Origin of the sequence: Carboxylicivirga marina (assembly GCF_016612505.1) — a bacterium.
Lineage (GTDB): Bacteria > Bacteroidota > Bacteroidia > Bacteroidales > Marinilabiliaceae > Carboxylicivirga > Carboxylicivirga marina.
The window spans coordinates 1-19,285 of the sequence record NZ_JAENRR010000079.1 but is presented as its reverse complement, the minus strand read 5'-3'; the positions used below and the strand labels follow the sequence as shown (position 1 = coordinate 19,285).

The window sequence follows — 19,285 nt, the reverse complement described above, 5'->3', positions numbered from 1 at the left end:
GGAGAGTAGGTCGCCGCCTTTTTTTAGAGAAATCCGATATTCATTATGAGTATCGGATTTTTTGCGTTTATATGATTGGGAATGAAGTTCGGCTTGTAGTAATTTGGTCACTCTCAAATCATTGGTCTTTAGTAAGGCTAACCGAGCTCAGTGTATGAAAAACAGACCTGTGAAATATACCTTGTGTTAATAGGCATCATGAAAGAAAAGTATATAATTCTGGGTTGAAATAATGGTTTTTTACGCTTTGATTTAACACAGCATGTACCATTCTATAGACCCCAAATTGAGTTTATGTTGGTTGGGGTAAGAGGAATAATGAAAATGGTAAAGGCAGCTGTAAATGCGAATCAATAGGATAGTGCAATAATCTAACTTGATGCTATTTTCGTATGCCGGTTTATTGAAGCCTATAGCTATAAGCTGTCAGAATAAAAATCTCGCGTACTGACAACGGGGGCAAGTTGGATTAATCAATCTCACTAAAGCTGCAAGTGTAAAAAAAAGGAGCAAACTAATGCTCGTCTAAATATATTTATTTCTTCTTTTTAATATCTGGATATTCAATTCTGGCGTGGTAAATATTCTTCAGTTTGTTTTTGAATACCTCTTTGGCCTGGCTGATTTCTTTAAAGGTAATTGGCGCATTTATAAACTGATCTTCATCCATCTGAATGTTTATTATTTTTTCAACCAGCTTATCAATTTCATCATCTGAGTATTGCTTTAAACTTCGTGAGGCTGCCTCAATAGAATCAGCCATCATTAAAATTGCAGTTTCTTTCGAAAATGGAGTTGGTCCCGGATAACTAAACGCACTAATGTCAGGTGTTTTTTCAGGGTTTTGGTTAATATATGAGTTGTAAAAGTATCTTGTTTTAGTTGTTCCCTGATGGGTAGTAATAAAGTCAATAATTTGGCTTGGTAGATTGTGTTTTTGAGCCAGTTTAACACCATTGTCTATGTGGTTAATAACAATGCGAGCACTCTCTTCAAAATCCAGTTCAGAATGTGGATTTAGTCCGCCTGCCTGATTTTCAGTAAAAAACATTGGAGAGGCCATTTTACCAATGTCATGATACATAGCTCCAGCTCTTACTAATGCAGGATTGGCATCTAATTTATAGGCCACTTCCTGAGCCAGATTACCTACCTGAATAGAATGTTGGAACGTACCTGGTGTAGCTTCGGCCATTTCCCTTAAGATTGGATGGTTGGTGTCAGCCAGTTCAATAAGCGTAACATCTGAAAGAAAACCAAAAAGTTTCTCAAAAATCCAGATAAGCGGATAAACCATCAACAACATCACGCCATTAACGGCAAAATAAGCATACATCAGTAGATTAACATTTTTAAGAGTGCCCTCCTGCCATAACACAAGCGAAGTGTAGATTAAGGAATATGTGATAATAATAAACATGGCTGCCCTCACAATATGACTACGACGACTCATACGAAAAAGGCTAAACATCGCAACCAGACCTACTGGGATTTGAATAAATACAAATTCAAAACTATTTTGTGCGAAAAATGCGCAAATAAGAATAGTAATGACATGCATGAAAAAAGCCAGTCGGCTATCGAGGAATGTTCGTATTATTATTGGTAGAATAGCAAAGGGAATAATGTAAAATGGGAAATGCACAAAAAACTGCTGAAGACTTGCGAATGCAACCATCAGTATAGTTATTAATAGTATAAAGGATATCGAGCTGATGGATTGATACACATCTCTTCTGAAATAGAATAAAAAGAGATAGATGGCCACATACATCAATGCTATTAATAGGAATTGGCCGGCAAGAATAAAGTAATAATCTGTATCAGAAGTAATATTGGCTTCATACTTTCGGCGCAAAGAATCAATGATCTGCTCAATTTCACTTGTTACAATTTCACCTTGATCAATAATACGTTGACCAGCCAATACTCTTCCAGAACTAAGGGAGATATTATTTTTTAACTTGGCTAGCTCTGCGTTATCTCTGGTTTCATTTAGAACAATATTAGCTTCGATGTATTTATTAAGCTGCAGAGCATTGATAAAATTGGATACTACTGCAATGATATCGTCCTCCTTAACCGGTAAATCAGCCACAATGTTATTAACAAGCATCTTGTAAGCCGAAGTACGTTGTTCCAGTTCTGATAATTCGTAGGGTTCAACATATGCGCCTTTGATAAGCATTAGCTCAAAGCTCGGGGGGGCATCAATGTTGGCCTCCGGTAGCAAGATAATACCGGTTGAATATAAATCCTCAAGGCTTTTTATTATGGTTGATTTAATTAGAGAGTAGTAGGTAGTGTCTTGTGAATAGAAATTTTGAAGCAGCTCGTAATCACTACTGTTTTCAGTAACGAATTTCTGATAGTCTTCAGCAAAACGTTTTGTTATATTGCTTGATAGCAGTGTATCCATCTCAAAATAGTGACGATGGAGGGTATTAGCTGCACTGATTTCTGCATTTAATTCAGCTTGTGTTTTATAAATAGGAAAGTCAAAAGGTGCTATAAGTGTTTGGTGTTTCCAAGGAGTGCCATTTTGATATTCATAGGCAAACTTACCAGTTTTAGGAAGCAAGTATGTGACTATAACAATGCTAATTAAGAAGAGTAATATTCGTGCAAAAGGCTTATAAAATTTGCTTTTAAATTTAGAAAACCGTTCAAGCATAATCCTGTTTTTTTATTAAAGGCATGTTTAATATGACCAAAGATAGTTAAAGCTATGTTTTTTTAGCCCAATTTTGCCAGTGATAGTTTCTTAAGCTATTACTACATTTTCAATTGATGGTCATAACATGGAGAAATCGATTTGTACTTATGGTTTAATTCCCGTGCGCAGTGAGGCAACTGAACAATCGGAGATGGTTACGCAATTATTGTTTGGCGAAACCTTTGATGTGATTGATAAACTTGAAGGTTGGTGTAAAATTATGATTCATCACGATGGGTATGAAGGATGGATCAATGCCAAGTTGGTACAGCCATTATTGGATAAGGAAGTGGAAAACTGGATGAAGGCCGAAAAGTGGATTGTACCTGCGCCTTTCATTAAAATTGTGTCAGAACCTGATAAAACAACCCACTTGTTATCTGGTGGAAGCTCAATCTTTTTCAATTCAAGTGACAGAAATAGTTTTATAATCGGAAATAAGGAATACTACATATCTGGCAATTACAGTTCTTCCAAGCCTGTAGCTTCGATTGCCGAAAGTGCCAGTGCATTTATTAATGCACCGTATTTGTGGGGTGGAAGAAGTTTTTACGGAATCGATTGTTCTGGATTGACGCAGAATGTATTTAAAATTGCTGGCTTTCAATTACCCCGTGATGCTTCACAGCAAGTAGAGTTGGGCTCAATAATTAATTTTGTAGAAGAAGCTGTATTGGGTGATTTAGCTTTTTTTGATAATGAAGAGGGTGCCATAACTCACGTGGGCTTGTGTTTGGGTAAAGGGGAAATTATTCATGCTTCAGGGCGCGTACGTATCGATAAGTTGGACCATCAGGGAATTTTTGATGAGGAATCTAAAAAATACAGTCATAAACTGCGAGTTATAAAGCGAGTATTATAATGCGTTATACATACGAATATCCAAGGCCAGCTGTGACTACCGATGTGGTGTTATTGGCTGATGAAATACCCGCCAAGCTGCTTCTTATTAAAAGAGGCAATGAACCGTTCAAAGATACCTGGGCTTTACCAGGTGGTTTTGTTGATATGGATGAAGACCTGCCAACTGCAGCATTGCGGGAACTAAAGGAGGAAACTGGAATATCAGGCATCTCCATCAAACAGTTTAAAACCTATGGAGCTGTTAATCGAGATCCCCGTCATCGAACTATTTCGGTTGTATATACATCAGTGGTAAAAAATACATTGTCGGCATGTGGTATGGATGATGCAGCTGAAGCTCATTGGTTTGAAATTAATGAATTACCGCCGTTAGCTTTTGATCATCAGTTAATTGTTGATGAAGCATTAGATCTCTTCCGTCAGGATGGAAGCCTTTAATATATCATAGGTTTCTGGTCCTTTGTTGAACAGTAAATCAATCACGCTTAGGTTGGGTGTAAATGGAAATTTATCAGAAAAAACCTGACGATACTCTAAGGTTTTATAATTCTTGTCATCTTCAGGAGAAGCCTTGGGATGAATTATCCGACGTATATCATCCGGCTCATTATTAAATTCGATAAACGTATCTGACAAAGAGATGATAACTTCCAATTCAATTGACTCCAGAAATGTTTCGAGAAGTTTGAGATTAAAATCTACAAGGTATTTATAGTTTTTCTCATAAAAAGGAGCAAAGTCATCAGCATAATACTCAAAAAAAGGAGACCCATTATAGGCTGATACTATAGAACGCCAATGCTGTTTCTGCCAATCGTTATCATAGCTGATAAGTGTTTCTTTTAAACTGACTTTCTCATTTTTAATGTTTACAACTGGTACAGCCAGATTCATTGAACCATTAGCTCCGGTTATATTACATCTATTGGTGTAGGTTTTGCGCTGATAATTGGCATGTTGCTCAATCGTTATTTGATGACTGTTAACGATGTAAGCATATAAATGAATGGGACCTAAATAGCTTAATGGAATTATTTTATTCTGAAACATCTGCTTCGTTATATTCTTCTGGTTCTTCAATATCAAGAGGTGTTGCTTTACGTTTGGCTCTTGACTTAATGTAAAAATAGGAGGCCCCTGCAATAACACCGGCTAAAAATACTATGATGAGTAAAATAGCTAATGAAATATCTACTTCATTAAAAAAGAAATTAACAGGTACCGTTTCGGCATTTTGTACAGAGAAAATTACTAATACGGCCGATAAAATGAGGATAACCCAAAATGACTTCTTCATGTGACAATGGTTAAAAGTTAATAAGTCGCAAGGTAATTATTATTTTTCTGATAGTTTTTTAACTCGCCCAATGATATGGTTTTCTGGCACAAATCCCCAATATCTGCTATCAAACGAGTGCTTTTTGTTATCGCCACCTACCCAGTAGTAATTCATTTTAAAGGTGTATTTACTTACCTTTTTATTGTTTATAAATATTTCATTGTCCTTTAATGACAAGGTGTTTTCTTCATACGATTCTATGATACGACGATATAGCGCTAAATTCGTTTGAGTCAAACGAACAGTTTTGCCTTTGGTTGGCATTATTAATGGTCCCATCCACGAGGCATTCCAAAGGTAATTGGCCTTAAAAGGGAACACATTGATATTAGGCATATTCATCACCTCTTCGACTCTGTTTAAATGGAAATGCCAGTTGTTGTTATTAATAATAGAGGTTTGCATCTCAATTAGTTGAGAGCCATTTTCACGATAGCTGGTCGAAGCCTTATTCAGTATTTCTTCTCTTATTTTATTTGGGGTGTTTTTAATCAACTCATAGCGTGCACTTAACAAAGGGTTCTGTTCAAATGCATTTCCATTAACTACATAATCACCCTTACTAATTTGCAAAGTATCACCAGGTAGGGCTATTAAGCGTTTAATGTAGACCTGTCGTTCATCAACCTTGTTATATTTAATGGCATTATCAAGCAGGGCGTTGTAATTGTTTGTTGTTTCGAATTGTCGCTTAATGTAATGGTAATCTTCATTTTCAAAATCAACAAAGCTGGTATCACCTTCTGGAAAATAAAAGGCAATGATTTCACCATTTTGCATCTGGCTGTACCCATTCATTCGTCGATAATGCTGACATTTATTAATATGAATAGCAGGGCCATATGCCATTTTATTGATGACAACAAGCTCACTATTGCCCACTGAAGGTAGCATGCTGCTTGCTTTTACGGTGTAAAAACTAATGATGTATGCATTAACGAACCAGATGACAAATCCGGAAAGGGCAAAGGCCAATAGCCACTCCAATACTAAATATGCAATTGAAGGTATTTTATCTTTTATCCAACTTAAAATTTGCTGCCCAAGAGGTAACCAGCTTGCCAGACAGGTAAATACAAGTACGGCAAATAATAGCCAGCTTTGACTCCAAATAGTCAGGAGTAATAAAGCCAGTATGAAGATGTATTGGATGCCTGTTTTTAGTAGTTTCATATAAAAAAGGAAGCTCTGAATTGAGCTTCCTAAATTATTTAATTATGAACAATTTTAAAAAAACGGTTCCAGCGTATATTCGCTGGGAAGCTTCTATCAGCATCAAGCGATAACCAAACTAAGATTGGTTTACCAACAATATGATCTTCGGGTACAAATCCCCAATATCTTGAATCGGCTGATTTATGGCGATTATCGCCTAACATAAAATAGTAATTCATTTTAAATGTATAGGTGGTGCTCAATTCACCATTGATAAAAATCTGTTCGCCTTTAACTTCTAATTTATTGCCTTCGTAGTTTTGAATGATGCGGTCGTATAACACCAGGTTGGTGATGTTTAAGTCAACTGTTTCACCTGCCTGTGGCATTTTTAACGGGCCAAAATTATCTCGGCTCCAATCGTAATCACTACTATAAGGAAATACATTAAGGCCTTGTCCGCTAGGTTTTTCATCTACAATTTCAATGCTTTTTATAAATGGCATTGTTTTTACTTTTTCTACCATTGCCATGGTCAATGGTAAGGAGTAATTTGGCGGAATACCACTTCTGTCGGCATTTGAAATGCCAAGGCGTTTATAAAAACGATCGTTTAAAACTGTTCCGTCTGTTGTAATGCGGTACACGTGCTGAATATCTTCCGGATTTTCAACAGCCTCATTGTTGATGTAAATTTGATTGCTTCGAATCTCAAATACATCACCAGGAATCGCCACACAACGTTTTACATAGTTGTCACGTCGGTCAACCGGGCGATCTAACACTTCACCATAATTCTGTGGATTGCTTTTGATGGTCTTGCGACCGATAGACATCAGGTAGCTATTACGGTGCCATTCTGAAGCAAAAGGTTTTTCTGGTAACAGTGAATTGTCTTGATATACACCCTGCAGGCCTTTGTGCAGGCACTGTTCGAAGTACGACGGGTTGTTACTCAGGAATGGTACAGTATCTCCGGCCGGAAAGTTAAAGACAACGATGTCATCGCGCTTAACATCTCCAAAGCCTTTAAGACGCTTATAATCCCAATGTGGCCAATCGGTATATGATTTTGAGTTGGTTATAGGAAACGTGTTTTGTACCAAAGGAAAAGCAATAGGCGTATTAGGCATTCGTGGCCCAAAACTAACCTTGCTCACAAACAAATGGTCGCCTACCAGTAATGATTTTTCTAATGAGCTGGTTGGAATTTTATAGTTCTGAAATAGAAAAATATTAATCATGTAAACCGCCAATAGGGCGAAAATCAAAGCATCGGCCCACTCAATAAAAGCACTGGGTTTTTTGCCATCTTTGGTTTTTTTCCAGAAGTCCCAGGGAATTTTTTTAGTGATATAGTTATCGAAAATAAGAGGGTAAAGGAGTAGCAACCAAAAGTTTCCTACCCAAATAACCCATAATAGAAATACAACACTTGCAATTCCTAGCTTAATCCATCTAAATAAAGGGATATTTTGCATTAGAGTCTATTTTAGATTAAAAGTTAAGTAAGTCATTCATTGTTAAATAGCCATTATTTTTGGCAGCGAATTCAGCAGCTAAAACAGCACCCAATGCAAATCCTTTTCTTGATTTAGCACTGTGGTGTATAATTATTTCATCAACTGATGATTCGTATTTGATAGTATGAATTCCCGGAACTTGACCTTCGCGAATAGCTTTAATGGCGATGTCAGAGGTGTTTTCTTCCTTATCAAGCTTCCAATCAGTTTTACCATCTACATTGTCAATAATACCTTCGGCCAAAGTAATAGCAGTACCACTAGGTGCATCTAACTTTTGTGTGTGGTGCACTTCTTCCATCGATACATTGTATTCTTCCATCTTATTCATGATGCGTGCCAACTGCTTATTTAGCTCAAAAAAGATGTTAACACCCAGGCTAAAGTTCGACGCATAGAAAAATGTTTGTTTATCATTTTTGCATCGGTCTTGGATATCCGTTAGTTTATCTAACCAGCCTGTGGTACCCGATACTACCGGCACATTGGCTTCAAAGCATTTCATGTAGTTGTCATAAGCCGCTTCTGGTCTGGTAAATTCGATGGCTACATTGGCTGATTTAAAGGCGTCATCAGCAAATGAATCTTTACTTGAGATATCTATTTTACTTACAATTTCATGTCCTCGGTCCAGAGCAATTTTCTCAATCTCCTGACCCATCTTTCCATATCCAATAAGTGCTATTTTCATCGTCTTAATCTTTTCTAAATAATTGATTTGTTTAATTTTTCACCGCGAAATTAGTTTTGTGCGATTGTGAAAAAATGCGGCATATTATGTGCTAAAAGCCACAGAAAAACAAACTGTTCGAGCAAAGATAAAAAATATGTAAGTATGTAAGACTAATATTGTTTTTTAAGCCAGATATTCGCCAGACTTTAACTATTCTTTAACCATCCATATGTTAGCATTTCAAGTTATGCACCAGTTTTTGTTGTCAGGATTACAGGTTTCATACCTGTAAGTTCATACAAACTATAACTCAGTGCTCAGATAGTAGTATAAACAAGATTTACAGAATACCCCTTCAAGCTACGAAGCGTCGCGGATTTAGCTAGAAATTTAAACATGTTTTAATCATCAGGGTGTTGCATTTAAACACCGAGGTAGGGGAATGGTAAGCAAATGATATACATATTTTGTATTTGTAAGCTTGTAATTGGTGTTGGGTACCTCAATGTTCTGGTATTTTTTGTCTTCAATGATATGAGACAATAGTAATAGAGATGTCTTTGATTTGTCTCTTTAATATGTAGTCTATGACTAAAGATGTATTTGATAACTTTTTTTATGTGTCATCATATCAAAATTGGATTTGCCGGATATCAATTTTCTGCTAATGAATATCAATGTTGTGATTATTTTGGCGAAAGTTTAAATCAGAAATATCATGGCCGATGTTTTAGTGGGCATTGATGATGTTCGGTTTTGCATTAGTGGTGTTGGATTAAATTCGGTATAGTATTTGAATTCAAATAACGATGGTTTTATAGGAGCACATGAACTACATAGCGTGTTTTTATAATTTGAAAGGGCCAGTAATTAATCAATAAATCTAACGTTTATAAAGGCGATGGGCATTGTTAAATTTTTATCTTTGCCAGTGCCTGATACACATAAAAATGAAGGAATGAAGCATTTACTTACATTAACAATAATTGTTTGCAGTATGAGTGCTGTGCTTACGGCACAGTCGTATCGAAAGAACACCACGCCTGAATACATCGATCAATACAAAGATTTGGCCGTTAAAGAAATGAAGCGGGTTGGGATACCAGCAAGTATCACAATGGCTCAAGGGATTCTGGAGTCGGGCAATGGCAACAGTACATTGGCACGTAAGTCAAACAATCATTTTGGTATTAAGTGCCATAGCGATTGGAAAGGAAAGCGTGTTTATCATGATGATGATGCTAAAGGAGAATGCTTTCGAAAATATAAATCGGTGTACGAATCATACATCGATCATTCTGAGTTTTTAGTGAATAAAAAGCGATATGCCAGTTTGTTTGAACTGAAAATTACTGATTATAAAAGTTGGGCCAAGGGTTTGAAAAAAGCGGGTTATGCCACAGACCCCAAATACGCCCATCGATTGATCGATATCATTGAGAAAAACAAGCTTTACCTCTTGGATGAAGATAAATATTGGAAGAAACCGACCAGTAACTCAGGTGATGATAACTTTGTAATTACCACCTATAATACCCATGTTGTAGATTATAATAACGGCATTAAATATATTCGTGTTGAAGAAGGGGATTCCTTTGAGTCTGTTTCAGAAGAGTTTGGTCTTCGTCCATGGGAACTATATCATTACAATGATTTGCCAAAGTCGGCAAACATGCAAGAACAACGATATATTTACATTCAAGGTAAAAAAGGTAAAGCGCACAAAAAGCATGTTTACCATGTGGTTAAAGATGGAGAGGATTTACACTATATTTCACAGAAATATGGTGTGAAGATGAGTAAACTGCGTAAGTTTAATCGCTTGTCAGATACTGATAAAATTAAACGGGGTGATAAGCTTAACTTAAGAAAGAAGAAAAAATAATAACAAGATATTCGACTATTAAAAGGCCTTAAGTATAATGAAATCTTAAGGCCTTTTTATTTCGTATAATTATTAGAATACTGACTCAAGCTGCTCCACATCAAAGCCGCGTAACAGCTCTTCAATGGTCATGCGCTTTTTGCCGGCCAATTGAAGTTGGGTAATGCTTAAAGCGCCATTAACAGTGCCTATCGTTAAGTATGTTTTATTGTCGGAAGCAATTGCACCTGGAGAAAGCGAAGTGTTATCATCGGCCTTAGCAAAGAATATTTTAGTGCTAATCTTCTTTCCATTTTTCATTTTAAACTCAGTCCATGCTGTCGGGTACGGCGATAACCCTCTGATGTGGTTGCGAATGCTATCCGAATCTTTACTCCAGTCTACTCTACAATCTTCCTTAAAGATCTTAGGGGCATGCTTAAGTATATTCTCATCATTACTTTGTGGTAATGCTTCAACCTTACCTTCTTCTATGTCTCTTACAGTCTTAACAACTAAATCAGCACCTAGCATCATCATTTTATCATGAACAGAACCTGCCGTATCGTTATCGTTAATTGGCATTTTCTCTTGATAAATAATATTGCCGGTATCAATTTCATGCTTTAAAAAGAAAGTTGTGACACCTGTTTCTTTATCGCCATTGATAACTGCCCAGTTGATAGGTGCCGCACCGCGGTAGCGAGGCAATAAGGAACCATGTAGGTTAAAAGAACCCAGGCGAGGCATATTCCATACGACTTCGGGCAGCATTCTGAAGGCAACAATAATTTGCAAATCAGCTTTTAGTGCTTTTAATTTTGCCAAAAAATCTTCGTTCTTAAGTTTTTCGGGCTGAAGAACCGGTATGTTTACCGATGTGGCATATTCTTTAACCGGCGATTGTTTGAGTTTTTGTCCGCGGCCAGCAGGGCGATCAGGAGCGGTAATAACTCCAACTACATTTTTATTATTCTCAACCAGTGCTTTTAAACTCTCAACTGCAAAGTCGGGAGTGCCCATAAAAACGATTCTTAAATTGCTATCTGCCATATGTATTTTTATTCTTTTAATTCACGATTGCCTTTTTGATGAGGCGGAAAGTAGGGGCAATGCTTACAGCCATTACCACAACAATAGCCCCGTTCTGTCAGGTATTTTTCTGTCATAACTCGAAAACCACGGGGATCCATATAGAAGTCTATATTTTCCTTTAACGGTTCTGACATGTAAAAATCATCAAAATCCATTCATTGTTTGTTTTAGATGAATGACAAAGATAAGGTGAAATGTGAATAATTGAAGGATTATTATTTGGCATCAACTAAAAAAAGAAATGACCTCGAAAGAGGCCATTTCAATGATATTAGCTTATTTTTATTTTACTTCTGACTAAAATGTTTCATAAACTGAACACGTAAATAGCCAGCTGGGTTAACCGCTTTGGATTGGCTAAGTGAACCGCGGAAGTCATCCAATGTTTTGAAATCATGTTTCTGCATCCATTTATCTAACTCGTGGTTGTATCGCTCAATGGATTCGATGCCATTTTTATAGAGTGCACTGGCAATGTGAACAACCTTGGCGCCTGCTAATAACATTTTAATTATTGTTCTTGATTCATGAATGCCTGTTGTAGCAGCCAAATCACAAGCGGTGCGGTCAGATGTAATGGCTATCCATCTAAGAGGCATTGTGTACTCATGCTCCTGACTGAAAATGTGTGTTGGTATTACCTCCAGATTATCCACATCGATATCTGGCGAATAAAAGCGATTGAATAAGGTAAGACCAGCAATGCCTGTTTTTGAAAGTCGACTAATGACGTCGGCCAGATTTGAAAAATAATGACTTATTTTAATCGAAACCGGAATGTTGACCTCTTTTAAAACTGCCTCAACTATATCGAAATAAACATGTTCGTTATCTTTTGTGTGCCTTTCAGTATCCGATGGTAATACGTAAATATTTAACTCAATGCCATCAGCGCCTGCATCTTGGAGAGTTCGTGCATAGGATGTCCAATTGTGAGATGTAATACAGTTAATGCTGGCAATTACAGGTATGCCAACTTCTTTTTTGCAATCTGTTATAAGTTTCAGATAGTCACTTAGGGTGTTTTCCACATCAAATGACTCGTAATAATCCATTGTTTCAGGATAGAGGTAATTCTCGGAATGCATCTTTTTCAGGTCGCGTTCCATTTCAGTTACAATTTCCTCTTCGAATAGCGACTTGAGCACGACTGCTCCTGCTCCTGCTTTTTCGATTGCTTTGATGTCATCCAGTGAATTGGTCAATCCTGAACTGGCAGCTATTATAGGGCTTTTTACTTTAAGTCCCATGTAAGTTGTAGAAATGTCGGGCATAATCTTAGAATTTTTTGTTGAAAAAAGGGTTTCAGTATAAAAATCTTCACACCTTTAAAGTATTGAAGAATTTTATGCCATGATAAAACAAATAAAGAATTCGTATTGTTGCGTGGGCTTAATGTCGGGTACCTCATTAGATGGACTGGATGTGGTTTTATGTGAATTAAATTATATTGATAATCAATGGAGCTACGAGTTTGTGGATTGTAGTACAATAGTTTATGATTCTGAGATGAAAAATGCACTAAAATCAGCTCCAATCCTAATGGTAAAAGAATTATTAGAATTACACCGGCATTATGGCAAATGGTTAGGCGAGCAGGTTAATGATTTTATGAAAGGTAGAGGTGAAGAGCCAATTTTCATTGCCTCTCATGGTCACACAGTTTTTCATGAACCGGATGTACATTTAAATTTCCAATTAGGTGATGGCAATATGATTGCAGCCGTTACCGGCATTAGTACCGTTTCTGATTTTCGTAGTATGGATGTTTGTCTCAATGGCCAAGGAGCTCCTCTGGTGCCTGTTGGTGACAAATTGCTTTTTTCAGACTACGACGCATGTGTTAATATTGGAGGTTTTGCCAATGTGTCTTGTGAATTGAATGGCCAACGTATAGCATGGGATATCTGTCCGGTTAATTTTGTAATTAATCGACTGATTAGCGCCCTTGGTTTGTCAATGGATGAAGGGGGCCAAATAGGCCAAAAAGGAATGTTGATTCCTGAACTTTTGGATGAGTTGGATAGTATTGCTTATTACCAGAAAGCAGCTCCAAAGTCATTGGCTCAGGAATGGGTAGAAGATTGTTTTTGGCCAATCATCGATAGGTATCGCAATTTTGATTTGAGTGATGTTTTAAGAACTTGTTATGAACATATGTCTACAGCAATTGCCAATGATATTAATGAAAAAGTTAGTGTTGGCAAGGTGCTTTTTACGGGAGGAGGAGTCTACAATTCTTTTTTGATGAGATTGATTAGAGCGAAATTGAAGGCTGAGTTAGTTATTCCCGATAAGCAATTAGTCGAGTATAAAGAGGCTTTGGTATTTGCATTACTAGGGGCTTTGCGCTACAGAGGTGAAATCAATTGTTTGAAAAGTGTAACTGGAGCCGATAGAGATTGTAGTTCGGGAATTATCAACTTTATACAAAACTAAAAAAAACTGGTGGAGCCTAAAGGTCATTTTCAATCTTATCACTAATCACACCCATAATGACCAATTACTTGACCGCAGAATTAAGTAATGGCACCACCAGCACCTCTTACTTAATGAAACACATCAACTAAAAATATGTTTACAGATAAATTAAAATAAGACATAAAAAAAGGAGGTTTAACCTCCTTTTTACTTATGAACGGCAATTGCTATTGCTTTTTATCGTACTTAAAGAACTCCAGGTTATGCCCCATGCGTTCTTTTTTAGTTTTCATATAGTTCTCGTTATGAGGATTTGTACTCACTTCAATTGAGATGTTTTCAACAACTTCTAAGCCGTAACCTTCTAATCCAATTCGCTTGATAGGATTATTTGTCATTAAGCGCATTTTACCAACGCCCAGTTCACGTAAAATTTGTGCGCCTACACCATAGTCACGCTCATCTTCTTCAAAGCCTAATTCTATATTGGCATCTACAGTGTCTAAACCTTCTTCCTGCAATTTGTATGCAGCAATCTTATTCATCAGGCCAATGCCTCGACCTTCCTGGTTCATGTATACTACTACGCCTTTACCTTCTTTCTCGATAAACTCCATGGCCTTTTTTAATTGCTCACCACATTCGCAGCGCAACGAACCAAAAATATCACCAGTAGCACAAGATGAGTGAACACGAACAAGCACCGGTTCATCTTCATTCCATTCGCCTTTAATTAAAGCCATGTGCTCAACGCCGTTTGATTTTTGTTTAAACGGGATAAAACGAAAATCGCCTTGTGCGGTTGGAAGATTTACTTCAACACCTTTAATTATCAGGCTTTCCTTTTTTAGGCGGTAGGCTATTAAGTCTTTAATTGTAATGATTTTCAGTTGGAACTTTTCGGCAATCTTAATCAATTGAGGTAAGCGTGCCATTGTACCATCTTCATTTAAAATCTCTACCAAAACAGCTGCTGGTTGCAAGCCTGCCAGGCGCGATAAATCAACCCCAGCCTCGGTATGCCCAGCACGACGTAATACACCGCGGTTTTTCGCCTTAAGTGGGAATATATGACCCGGACGACCTAATTCTTCAGGTGTTGTATCGGGGTTTGTTAATGCTAATATGGTTTTGGCTCTGTCAGATGCTGAAATACCTGTTGTGCAACCATAGCCTAGTAAATCAACAGAAACTGTAAATGGTGTAGCATGACTAGCTGTATTTTTACCAACCATCAAATCTAACTCCAACTCATCACATCGCTCTTCTGTTAATGGCGTACAAATCAGTCCTCTTCCATGCGTCGCCATGAAGTTAACTTTTTCTGGTGTCATTAATTCAGCTGCAGCAATAAAGTCGCCTTCATTCTCACGATCTTCATCATCAACAACAATAATCAGTTCGCCATTCTTAATTGCTTCAATAGCCTCTGGTATCGAATTTAACTTAAACTCTTGTTCTGCTGACATTTGATATAAATATTAAAACGGTGTTATCCGTAATGGGAATGCAAAATTAATGAAATAAAAAACCAAAACAATGAAATGCCTCAGGTCTTGGTATTTGTTTCATCCTCTTTTTCTTTGTCTAACCTGTTTTTAAGGTCAAACTTTTCTCGTTTAAATAATTTTTGGAAGAAGATAATATAGGCATCGGCATTTAATAAAGTTGAATCAGTTGCCGATTTGTAGGTTAAAAATGCGCCTAAAGGAAATAGTATGGCGGATGATAACCACATGCCCTGGTACACATGCCATGCGCCTTCCTTAGCAAATTTAACACCTAAAGTATCTACAATGTAGTAGAAAATGAAAAACAATACAGATATCACTACCGGCATGCCTAATCCACCCTTTCGGATGATGGCGCCCAAAGGAGCACCAATAAAAAAGAAGATAAAGCATGCAAAAGATAAGGTAAACTTACGGTGCACTTCCATAAAGTGCTTTGTGATTTTACCCTGATAATTACGATATCGACTCAATTTACCTTCCAGCTGACTCCTGTTGTCCTGTACCTGACGCTTGGCACCCTCAATGGCAATCATTTGTTGGTGGTCGCTCATTGATAGAAATAATGAATCGGTATTAGATGGTGCAACTGAATCGATGGCAACCTTGGGAGCTTCTTTATTACGTCGTTGATGGTAACGTCGTTGCTGAAAATAGAAATTATCGGTTTGTTTTGATATTTCATCAACAACCACTTCACGTTGGGTGCTTAATGTATCAATGCCATCACGCAGCTGATTTAGGTTTTTCATCCTGTCGTGGCTCGAGAACAATTGCTCATCGGTACGCTCCAGGTTATGTCCATCCATCTCAAAAAGGGCCACTTGTTTCTTAAAAACATCCTTTCTGAAACGCTGCTTCGATCTGCTGTCCAGTCTTTTTCGCTCATTCTGTACATTCTCTTCAAAGCGAATGCCATCAAACAGCGTGAGCTTCATGAAACCATTATCTTTGGCGATTTGTAGCTTTCCTGAATCGGCAATGGTCACATTAGAGTTCGGATTTCGACTGTCGCGATGATCGTAAATCATCACATCATGCATCAAACCGCTTTCAGGATCTTTACCACTAATCTTTATTCTGAAATCGTCAATGCCATCATAAAACACCTGTTCTTTAATCTCCAGTTCGGGTTTCTTTTGTTTAACCGACCACAGAAGAGTGTATAGCTTAAGATTGGCCCATGGCAGTACATTGTTTGAAAAGCTAAAAGCCAATACCGAAATGACAATGGTAACATATATCAGCGGTTTCATGGTGCGTAATAAGGATACACCTGATGCTTTAATGGCGGTTAATTCATAGTTTTCGCCCAAACTACCAAAGGTCATTAATGATGCTAAAAGAATGGCCAGTGGCAGCGCCATTGGAATAACCTGCACCGAAGCATAAAACATGAGTTCTCCTAATGTAAAGAAATCCAATCCTTTGCCAACCAGATCATCGACGTATCGCCAAAGAAACTGCATAACCAGGATGAATAACGAAATAAAGAAAGTCATGGCCAGTGGCCCCAAATAACTTTTAAGAATAAATAAGTGTAACTTCTTCATCAGCTCTTTAATCTCAACACTATCGTTTGCGTTTACGCTTTGGCAAAGTTAGTTGAATCCTTTAAACATCCATACAATGTGTTTTAGGTTTTTAAAATTACCTGAGTGAGTATTGAGAAAAAATGAAAATTGCTCGTACTATCTAGAGGTTTTTTGATTTTAGTTTTTTCTTGAAGAACGTTTTTAAGTCATCTATGTTAAGCAGGCTCGAATCGGTTGATGATTGGTAGCTTAAAACCAAGGCAATAATGAACATCAATACCGAGGATAGCCACATGCCGGCAGCTACAGGGACAACTTCTTCCCGCGCCATTTTAGCTCCAAACGTATCGATAATGTAATAGACGATAAACAGGGCAATGGCCATAACTACTGGCATGCCAAAACCTCCTTTACGAATAATGGCACCTAATGATGAGCCTATGAAGAAAAAATAAAACATGTAAAAGGGAGCGTGAATTTACGCTGTAATTCTATATTATGACCGATTATATCCTTTTGTAGTTTATGAATATCATTAACCTTTAGTTGTAGTTGTCTCATTCGATTTTGTACTCTTTTTTTGGTGGCTGCAATTACTGAAAGGTTTTTGTATGACTGTTGCATAATTACAGCATAGGGCATGGCGTCTCCTTTTTTCTGAAGGCTGGTATTGATATGTCTTGGAGAGATTAAATTACTAATATTGGTGTGTGTGTTCTCTTGTTCTAACTTGAAAGATTTTATGCCTTCTGATAACTGATGGATGTTCTTCATCCTGTCGAAATTAGCATAGCCTGATTCATCAACTTTTGAAAATTCAGTGTCATCTACCTCGATAAATGCAATTTGCTTTTTGAAGTTATCAATTCGATATTGTTTCAGTTCATTTGGTGAAAGCTCATGAGTTTGACGCTTTATATTTTCTTCGTACGTTGTTCCATCATGAAGCGTTATCTGCATCATGGCCACTGATTTATTCATTTTTATAGAGCCTTTGTTGGCAACTGTTGAATTTGTGTTCGGATTTTTCTCATTACTATGATCGTAAATCATTACGCCATGTAACTGTCCTGTTTCTTCATTTTTGTGTTCAACCTTTATGCTGTAGTCGTCGAGATGAGTAAATACTTTTTCTTTTATTTCTAATTCAGGTTGATGTACTTTGATGGAGTAAATCATCGAATGGAATTTGAGGTTAGCCCATGGCATTACATTATCAGAATAACCGAATGCCAAAATGGAAATTATAGCTGTTAAAATAATTAGCGGTTTCATGGCTTGAATCAATGACACTCCTGCCGCTTTAATTGCTGTGAGCTCATAATTTTCGCCAAGATTACCAAATGTCATTAGAGAAGCCAGTAAAATAGCCAATGGCAATGCCATGGGAATGACCTGAAGAATGGCATAAAACAACAGTTCCGTTAGGGTTGGCCAGTCAAGCCCTTTGCCAACCAGGAAGTCGATGTATCTCCATAATATTTGCAGTAGTAGTACGAATAATGAGATAAAGAAGGTAGCAATAAGCGGACTGATATAGCTCTTTAATAAGAAAAGGTGAAGTTTTTTCATCTGTTTAAATTATTTCTATTTGTCAGATGGAATTCCCAGTTAAATTGAATTATCCACTTTCGTGCGAAAGGGAGAATTAAAGATACCTGTTCGTTTCATGTGTCGGTTAGATGCGATACTACATATTTGACAAATGAAACTGCTTTCACTCTTAATTATTGGGCATAAAAAAGCCCGATCAAAAAAAAGAACGGGCTTAAATAAGTAATTAATATGTTTTTAGACAGAGCCTAGTCCATGTTTTAATTCGTCAATCTGTTGATTCCATAATTCAATAGCATCTTCTTTTTCATCAGATTCGGCAAAATCAACAATTACAATGGCTGTTTCGCCTGTTAAATCATCAACATTGATTTTAAATTCAAAATAGGCTTTGTCATCCTCATCGTCTAACCAATGGTAGCGCACCATTTTGTTTTCTTTTCGCAAAACTTGTTCAGCTTGTTGCTCTGAGCCCTCCCAAACGAACGTATATATTTTTCCTTTGAGGTTAACATCATCGGCAAACCACTCAGATAGACCGCTTGGAGTACTTAATCTGGCAAATAATATTGACGGAGACGTCTTGATGATATATTCAAGTTCGAATTTTTCTTTTTGAGTAGGCATGTTGGTATTTTTATTTAGTAGTCTGTATTGGCTTACAATATAGTAGAATTCTTGATAAAATTAAAACATGCGTAACGGTGAGTTAATACATCTCCATATCAAACTTTGATTGATTATGGATGAAGCTCTATCATAGGTAGTTTGCTTTGGTGACTGAAAAAAAAGCAAATATTTTTATTTTTTTTGTTGGTAGGAATAAAGTTTTGCCCTACATTTGCAACCGCAAAAACGGAGAAGCACAGCGGTGTTAACAACTCCAAAAGCAAAATGCCGAGGTAGCTCAGCTGGTTAGAGCGCAGGATTCATAATCCTGAGGTCGGCGGTTCAAGCCCGCCTCTCGGTACAGAGAGAATTTACAAAGATAAGAAAGCCTGGTAGTTAACTATCAGGCTTTTTTTATTTGGACAA

General features: G+C 37.1%; 18 protein-coding genes and 1 tRNA gene. 5 read left to right on the top strand and 14 right to left on the bottom strand.

The window, feature by feature from the left end; all coding sequences use genetic code 11:
- Nucleotides 1-535: 535 nt before the first annotated feature.
- Nucleotides 536-2,674, bottom strand: coding sequence for an HD family phosphohydrolase (locus JIV24_RS19880; protein WP_200466831.1), 2,139 nt, complete (start codon nucleotides 2,672-2,674; stop codon nucleotides 536-538).
- A 127-nt stretch (nucleotides 2,675-2,801) separates the two neighbouring features.
- Between JIV24_RS19880 and JIV24_RS19875 the strand changes: the two genes are divergently transcribed.
- The gene (locus tag JIV24_RS19875) at nucleotides 2,802-3,578 is read left to right on the top strand and encodes a C40 family peptidase (RefSeq protein ID WP_200466830.1); all 777 of its coding nucleotides are present in this window, start codon (nucleotides 2,802-2,804) and stop codon (nucleotides 3,576-3,578) included.
- Nucleotides 3,578-4,018 carry an NUDIX domain-containing protein gene (locus tag JIV24_RS19870; protein ID WP_200466829.1) on the top strand — a complete coding sequence of 147 codons (441 nt, stop codon included), beginning with the start codon at nucleotides 3,578-3,580 and terminating at the stop codon, nucleotides 4,016-4,018. Before JIV24_RS19875 ends, JIV24_RS19870 begins: the two co-directional genes overlap by 1 nt.
- On the opposite strand, the gene JIV24_RS19865 is transcribed toward JIV24_RS19870, so the two are convergent.
- The 5 genes from JIV24_RS19865 to dapB are packed head-to-tail and all read right to left on the bottom strand — an operon-like array spanning nucleotide 3,986 to nucleotide 8,288.
- Nucleotides 3,986-4,630, bottom strand: coding sequence for a WbqC family protein (locus JIV24_RS19865; protein WP_200466828.1), 645 nt, complete (start codon nucleotides 4,628-4,630; stop codon nucleotides 3,986-3,988). The two genes, JIV24_RS19870 and JIV24_RS19865, sit on opposite strands and share 33 nt — an antisense overlap.
- Nucleotides 4,617-4,877, bottom strand: a complete 261-nt coding sequence (locus tag JIV24_RS19860; RefSeq protein ID WP_200466827.1) for a LapA family protein — start codon at nucleotides 4,875-4,877, stop codon at nucleotides 4,617-4,619. The genes JIV24_RS19865 and JIV24_RS19860 overlap by 14 nt, the downstream gene beginning before the upstream one ends.
- A 39-nt stretch (nucleotides 4,878-4,916) precedes the next feature.
- Nucleotides 4,917-6,092: a signal peptidase I gene (gene lepB, locus JIV24_RS19855; protein ID WP_200466826.1), complete on the bottom strand. Its 1,176-nt coding sequence runs from the start codon at nucleotides 6,090-6,092 to the stop codon at nucleotides 4,917-4,919.
- Nucleotides 6,093-6,130: 38 nt separating this feature from the next.
- Complete coding sequence (locus JIV24_RS19850) at nucleotides 6,131-7,555, bottom strand: S26 family signal peptidase (RefSeq protein ID WP_200466825.1); 1,425 nt, start codon at nucleotides 7,553-7,555, stop codon at nucleotides 6,131-6,133.
- A 16-nt stretch (nucleotides 7,556-7,571) separates the two neighbouring features.
- The gene (dapB, locus tag JIV24_RS19845) at nucleotides 7,572-8,288 is read right to left on the bottom strand and encodes a 4-hydroxy-tetrahydrodipicolinate reductase (protein WP_200466824.1); all 717 of its coding nucleotides are present in this window, start codon (nucleotides 8,286-8,288) and stop codon (nucleotides 7,572-7,574) included.
- Between the two features lie 940 nt (nucleotides 8,289-9,228).
- Here dapB and JIV24_RS19840 point away from each other — a divergent pair.
- Nucleotides 9,229-10,155: a glucosaminidase domain-containing protein gene (locus tag JIV24_RS19840; RefSeq protein WP_234445900.1), complete on the top strand. Its 927-nt coding sequence runs from the start codon at nucleotides 9,229-9,231 to the stop codon at nucleotides 10,153-10,155.
- A gap of 72 nt (nucleotides 10,156-10,227) precedes the next feature.
- Here the strand turns inward: JIV24_RS19840 and fmt are convergent, their stop codons facing one another.
- The 3 genes from fmt to JIV24_RS19825 form a co-directional block, all read right to left on the bottom strand.
- Nucleotides 10,228-11,187: a methionyl-tRNA formyltransferase gene (gene fmt / locus JIV24_RS19835; protein WP_234445899.1), complete on the bottom strand. Its 960-nt coding sequence runs from the start codon at nucleotides 11,185-11,187 to the stop codon at nucleotides 10,228-10,230.
- 8 nt (nucleotides 11,188-11,195) lie between these two features.
- The gene (locus JIV24_RS19830) at nucleotides 11,196-11,384 is read right to left on the bottom strand and encodes a DUF5522 domain-containing protein (protein WP_200466823.1); all 189 of its coding nucleotides are present in this window, start codon (nucleotides 11,382-11,384) and stop codon (nucleotides 11,196-11,198) included.
- A 132-nt stretch (nucleotides 11,385-11,516) separates the two neighbouring features.
- Nucleotides 11,517-12,503, bottom strand: a complete 987-nt coding sequence (locus JIV24_RS19825) for a dihydroorotate dehydrogenase-like protein (protein WP_200466822.1) — start codon at nucleotides 12,501-12,503, stop codon at nucleotides 11,517-11,519.
- 79 nt (nucleotides 12,504-12,582) lie between these two features.
- On the opposite strand from JIV24_RS19825, the gene JIV24_RS19820 reads away from it, so the two are divergent.
- Complete coding sequence (locus tag JIV24_RS19820; RefSeq protein WP_200466821.1) at nucleotides 12,583-13,668, top strand: anhydro-N-acetylmuramic acid kinase; 1,086 nt, start codon at nucleotides 12,583-12,585, stop codon at nucleotides 13,666-13,668.
- A gap of 209 nt (nucleotides 13,669-13,877) precedes the next feature.
- Here JIV24_RS19820 and JIV24_RS19815 read toward each other — a convergent pair whose 3' ends face one another.
- From JIV24_RS19815 to JIV24_RS19800, 5 genes are all read right to left on the bottom strand, one after another.
- Complete coding sequence (locus JIV24_RS19815) at nucleotides 13,878-15,119, bottom strand: bifunctional 3,4-dihydroxy-2-butanone-4-phosphate synthase/GTP cyclohydrolase II (protein WP_200466820.1); 1,242 nt, start codon at nucleotides 15,117-15,119, stop codon at nucleotides 13,878-13,880.
- A gap of 80 nt (nucleotides 15,120-15,199) precedes the next feature.
- Nucleotides 15,200-16,714, bottom strand: a complete 1,515-nt coding sequence (locus JIV24_RS19810; RefSeq protein ID WP_200466819.1) for an LptF/LptG family permease — start codon at nucleotides 16,712-16,714, stop codon at nucleotides 15,200-15,202.
- Nucleotides 16,715-16,856: 142 nt separating this feature from the next.
- Nucleotides 16,857-17,156: an LptF/LptG family permease gene (locus tag JIV24_RS22505; RefSeq protein WP_234445898.1), complete on the bottom strand. Its 300-nt coding sequence runs from the start codon at nucleotides 17,154-17,156 to the stop codon at nucleotides 16,857-16,859.
- Nucleotides 17,135-18,268, bottom strand: a complete 1,134-nt coding sequence (locus tag JIV24_RS19805) for an LptF/LptG family permease (RefSeq protein ID WP_234445897.1) — start codon at nucleotides 18,266-18,268, stop codon at nucleotides 17,135-17,137. The genes JIV24_RS22505 and JIV24_RS19805 overlap by 22 nt, the downstream gene beginning before the upstream one ends.
- Before the next feature lie 219 nt (nucleotides 18,269-18,487).
- Entirely contained in the window at nucleotides 18,488-18,877 is a 390-nt protein-coding gene (locus JIV24_RS19800; protein WP_200466818.1) for an START-like domain-containing protein, read from the bottom strand.
- Nucleotides 18,878-19,146: 269 nt separating this feature from the next.
- On the opposite strand from JIV24_RS19800, the gene JIV24_RS19795 reads away from it, so the two are divergent.
- Nucleotides 19,147-19,220, top strand: a tRNA-Met gene (locus JIV24_RS19795).
- The last annotated feature ends 65 nt before the right edge of the window (nucleotides 19,221-19,285 follow it).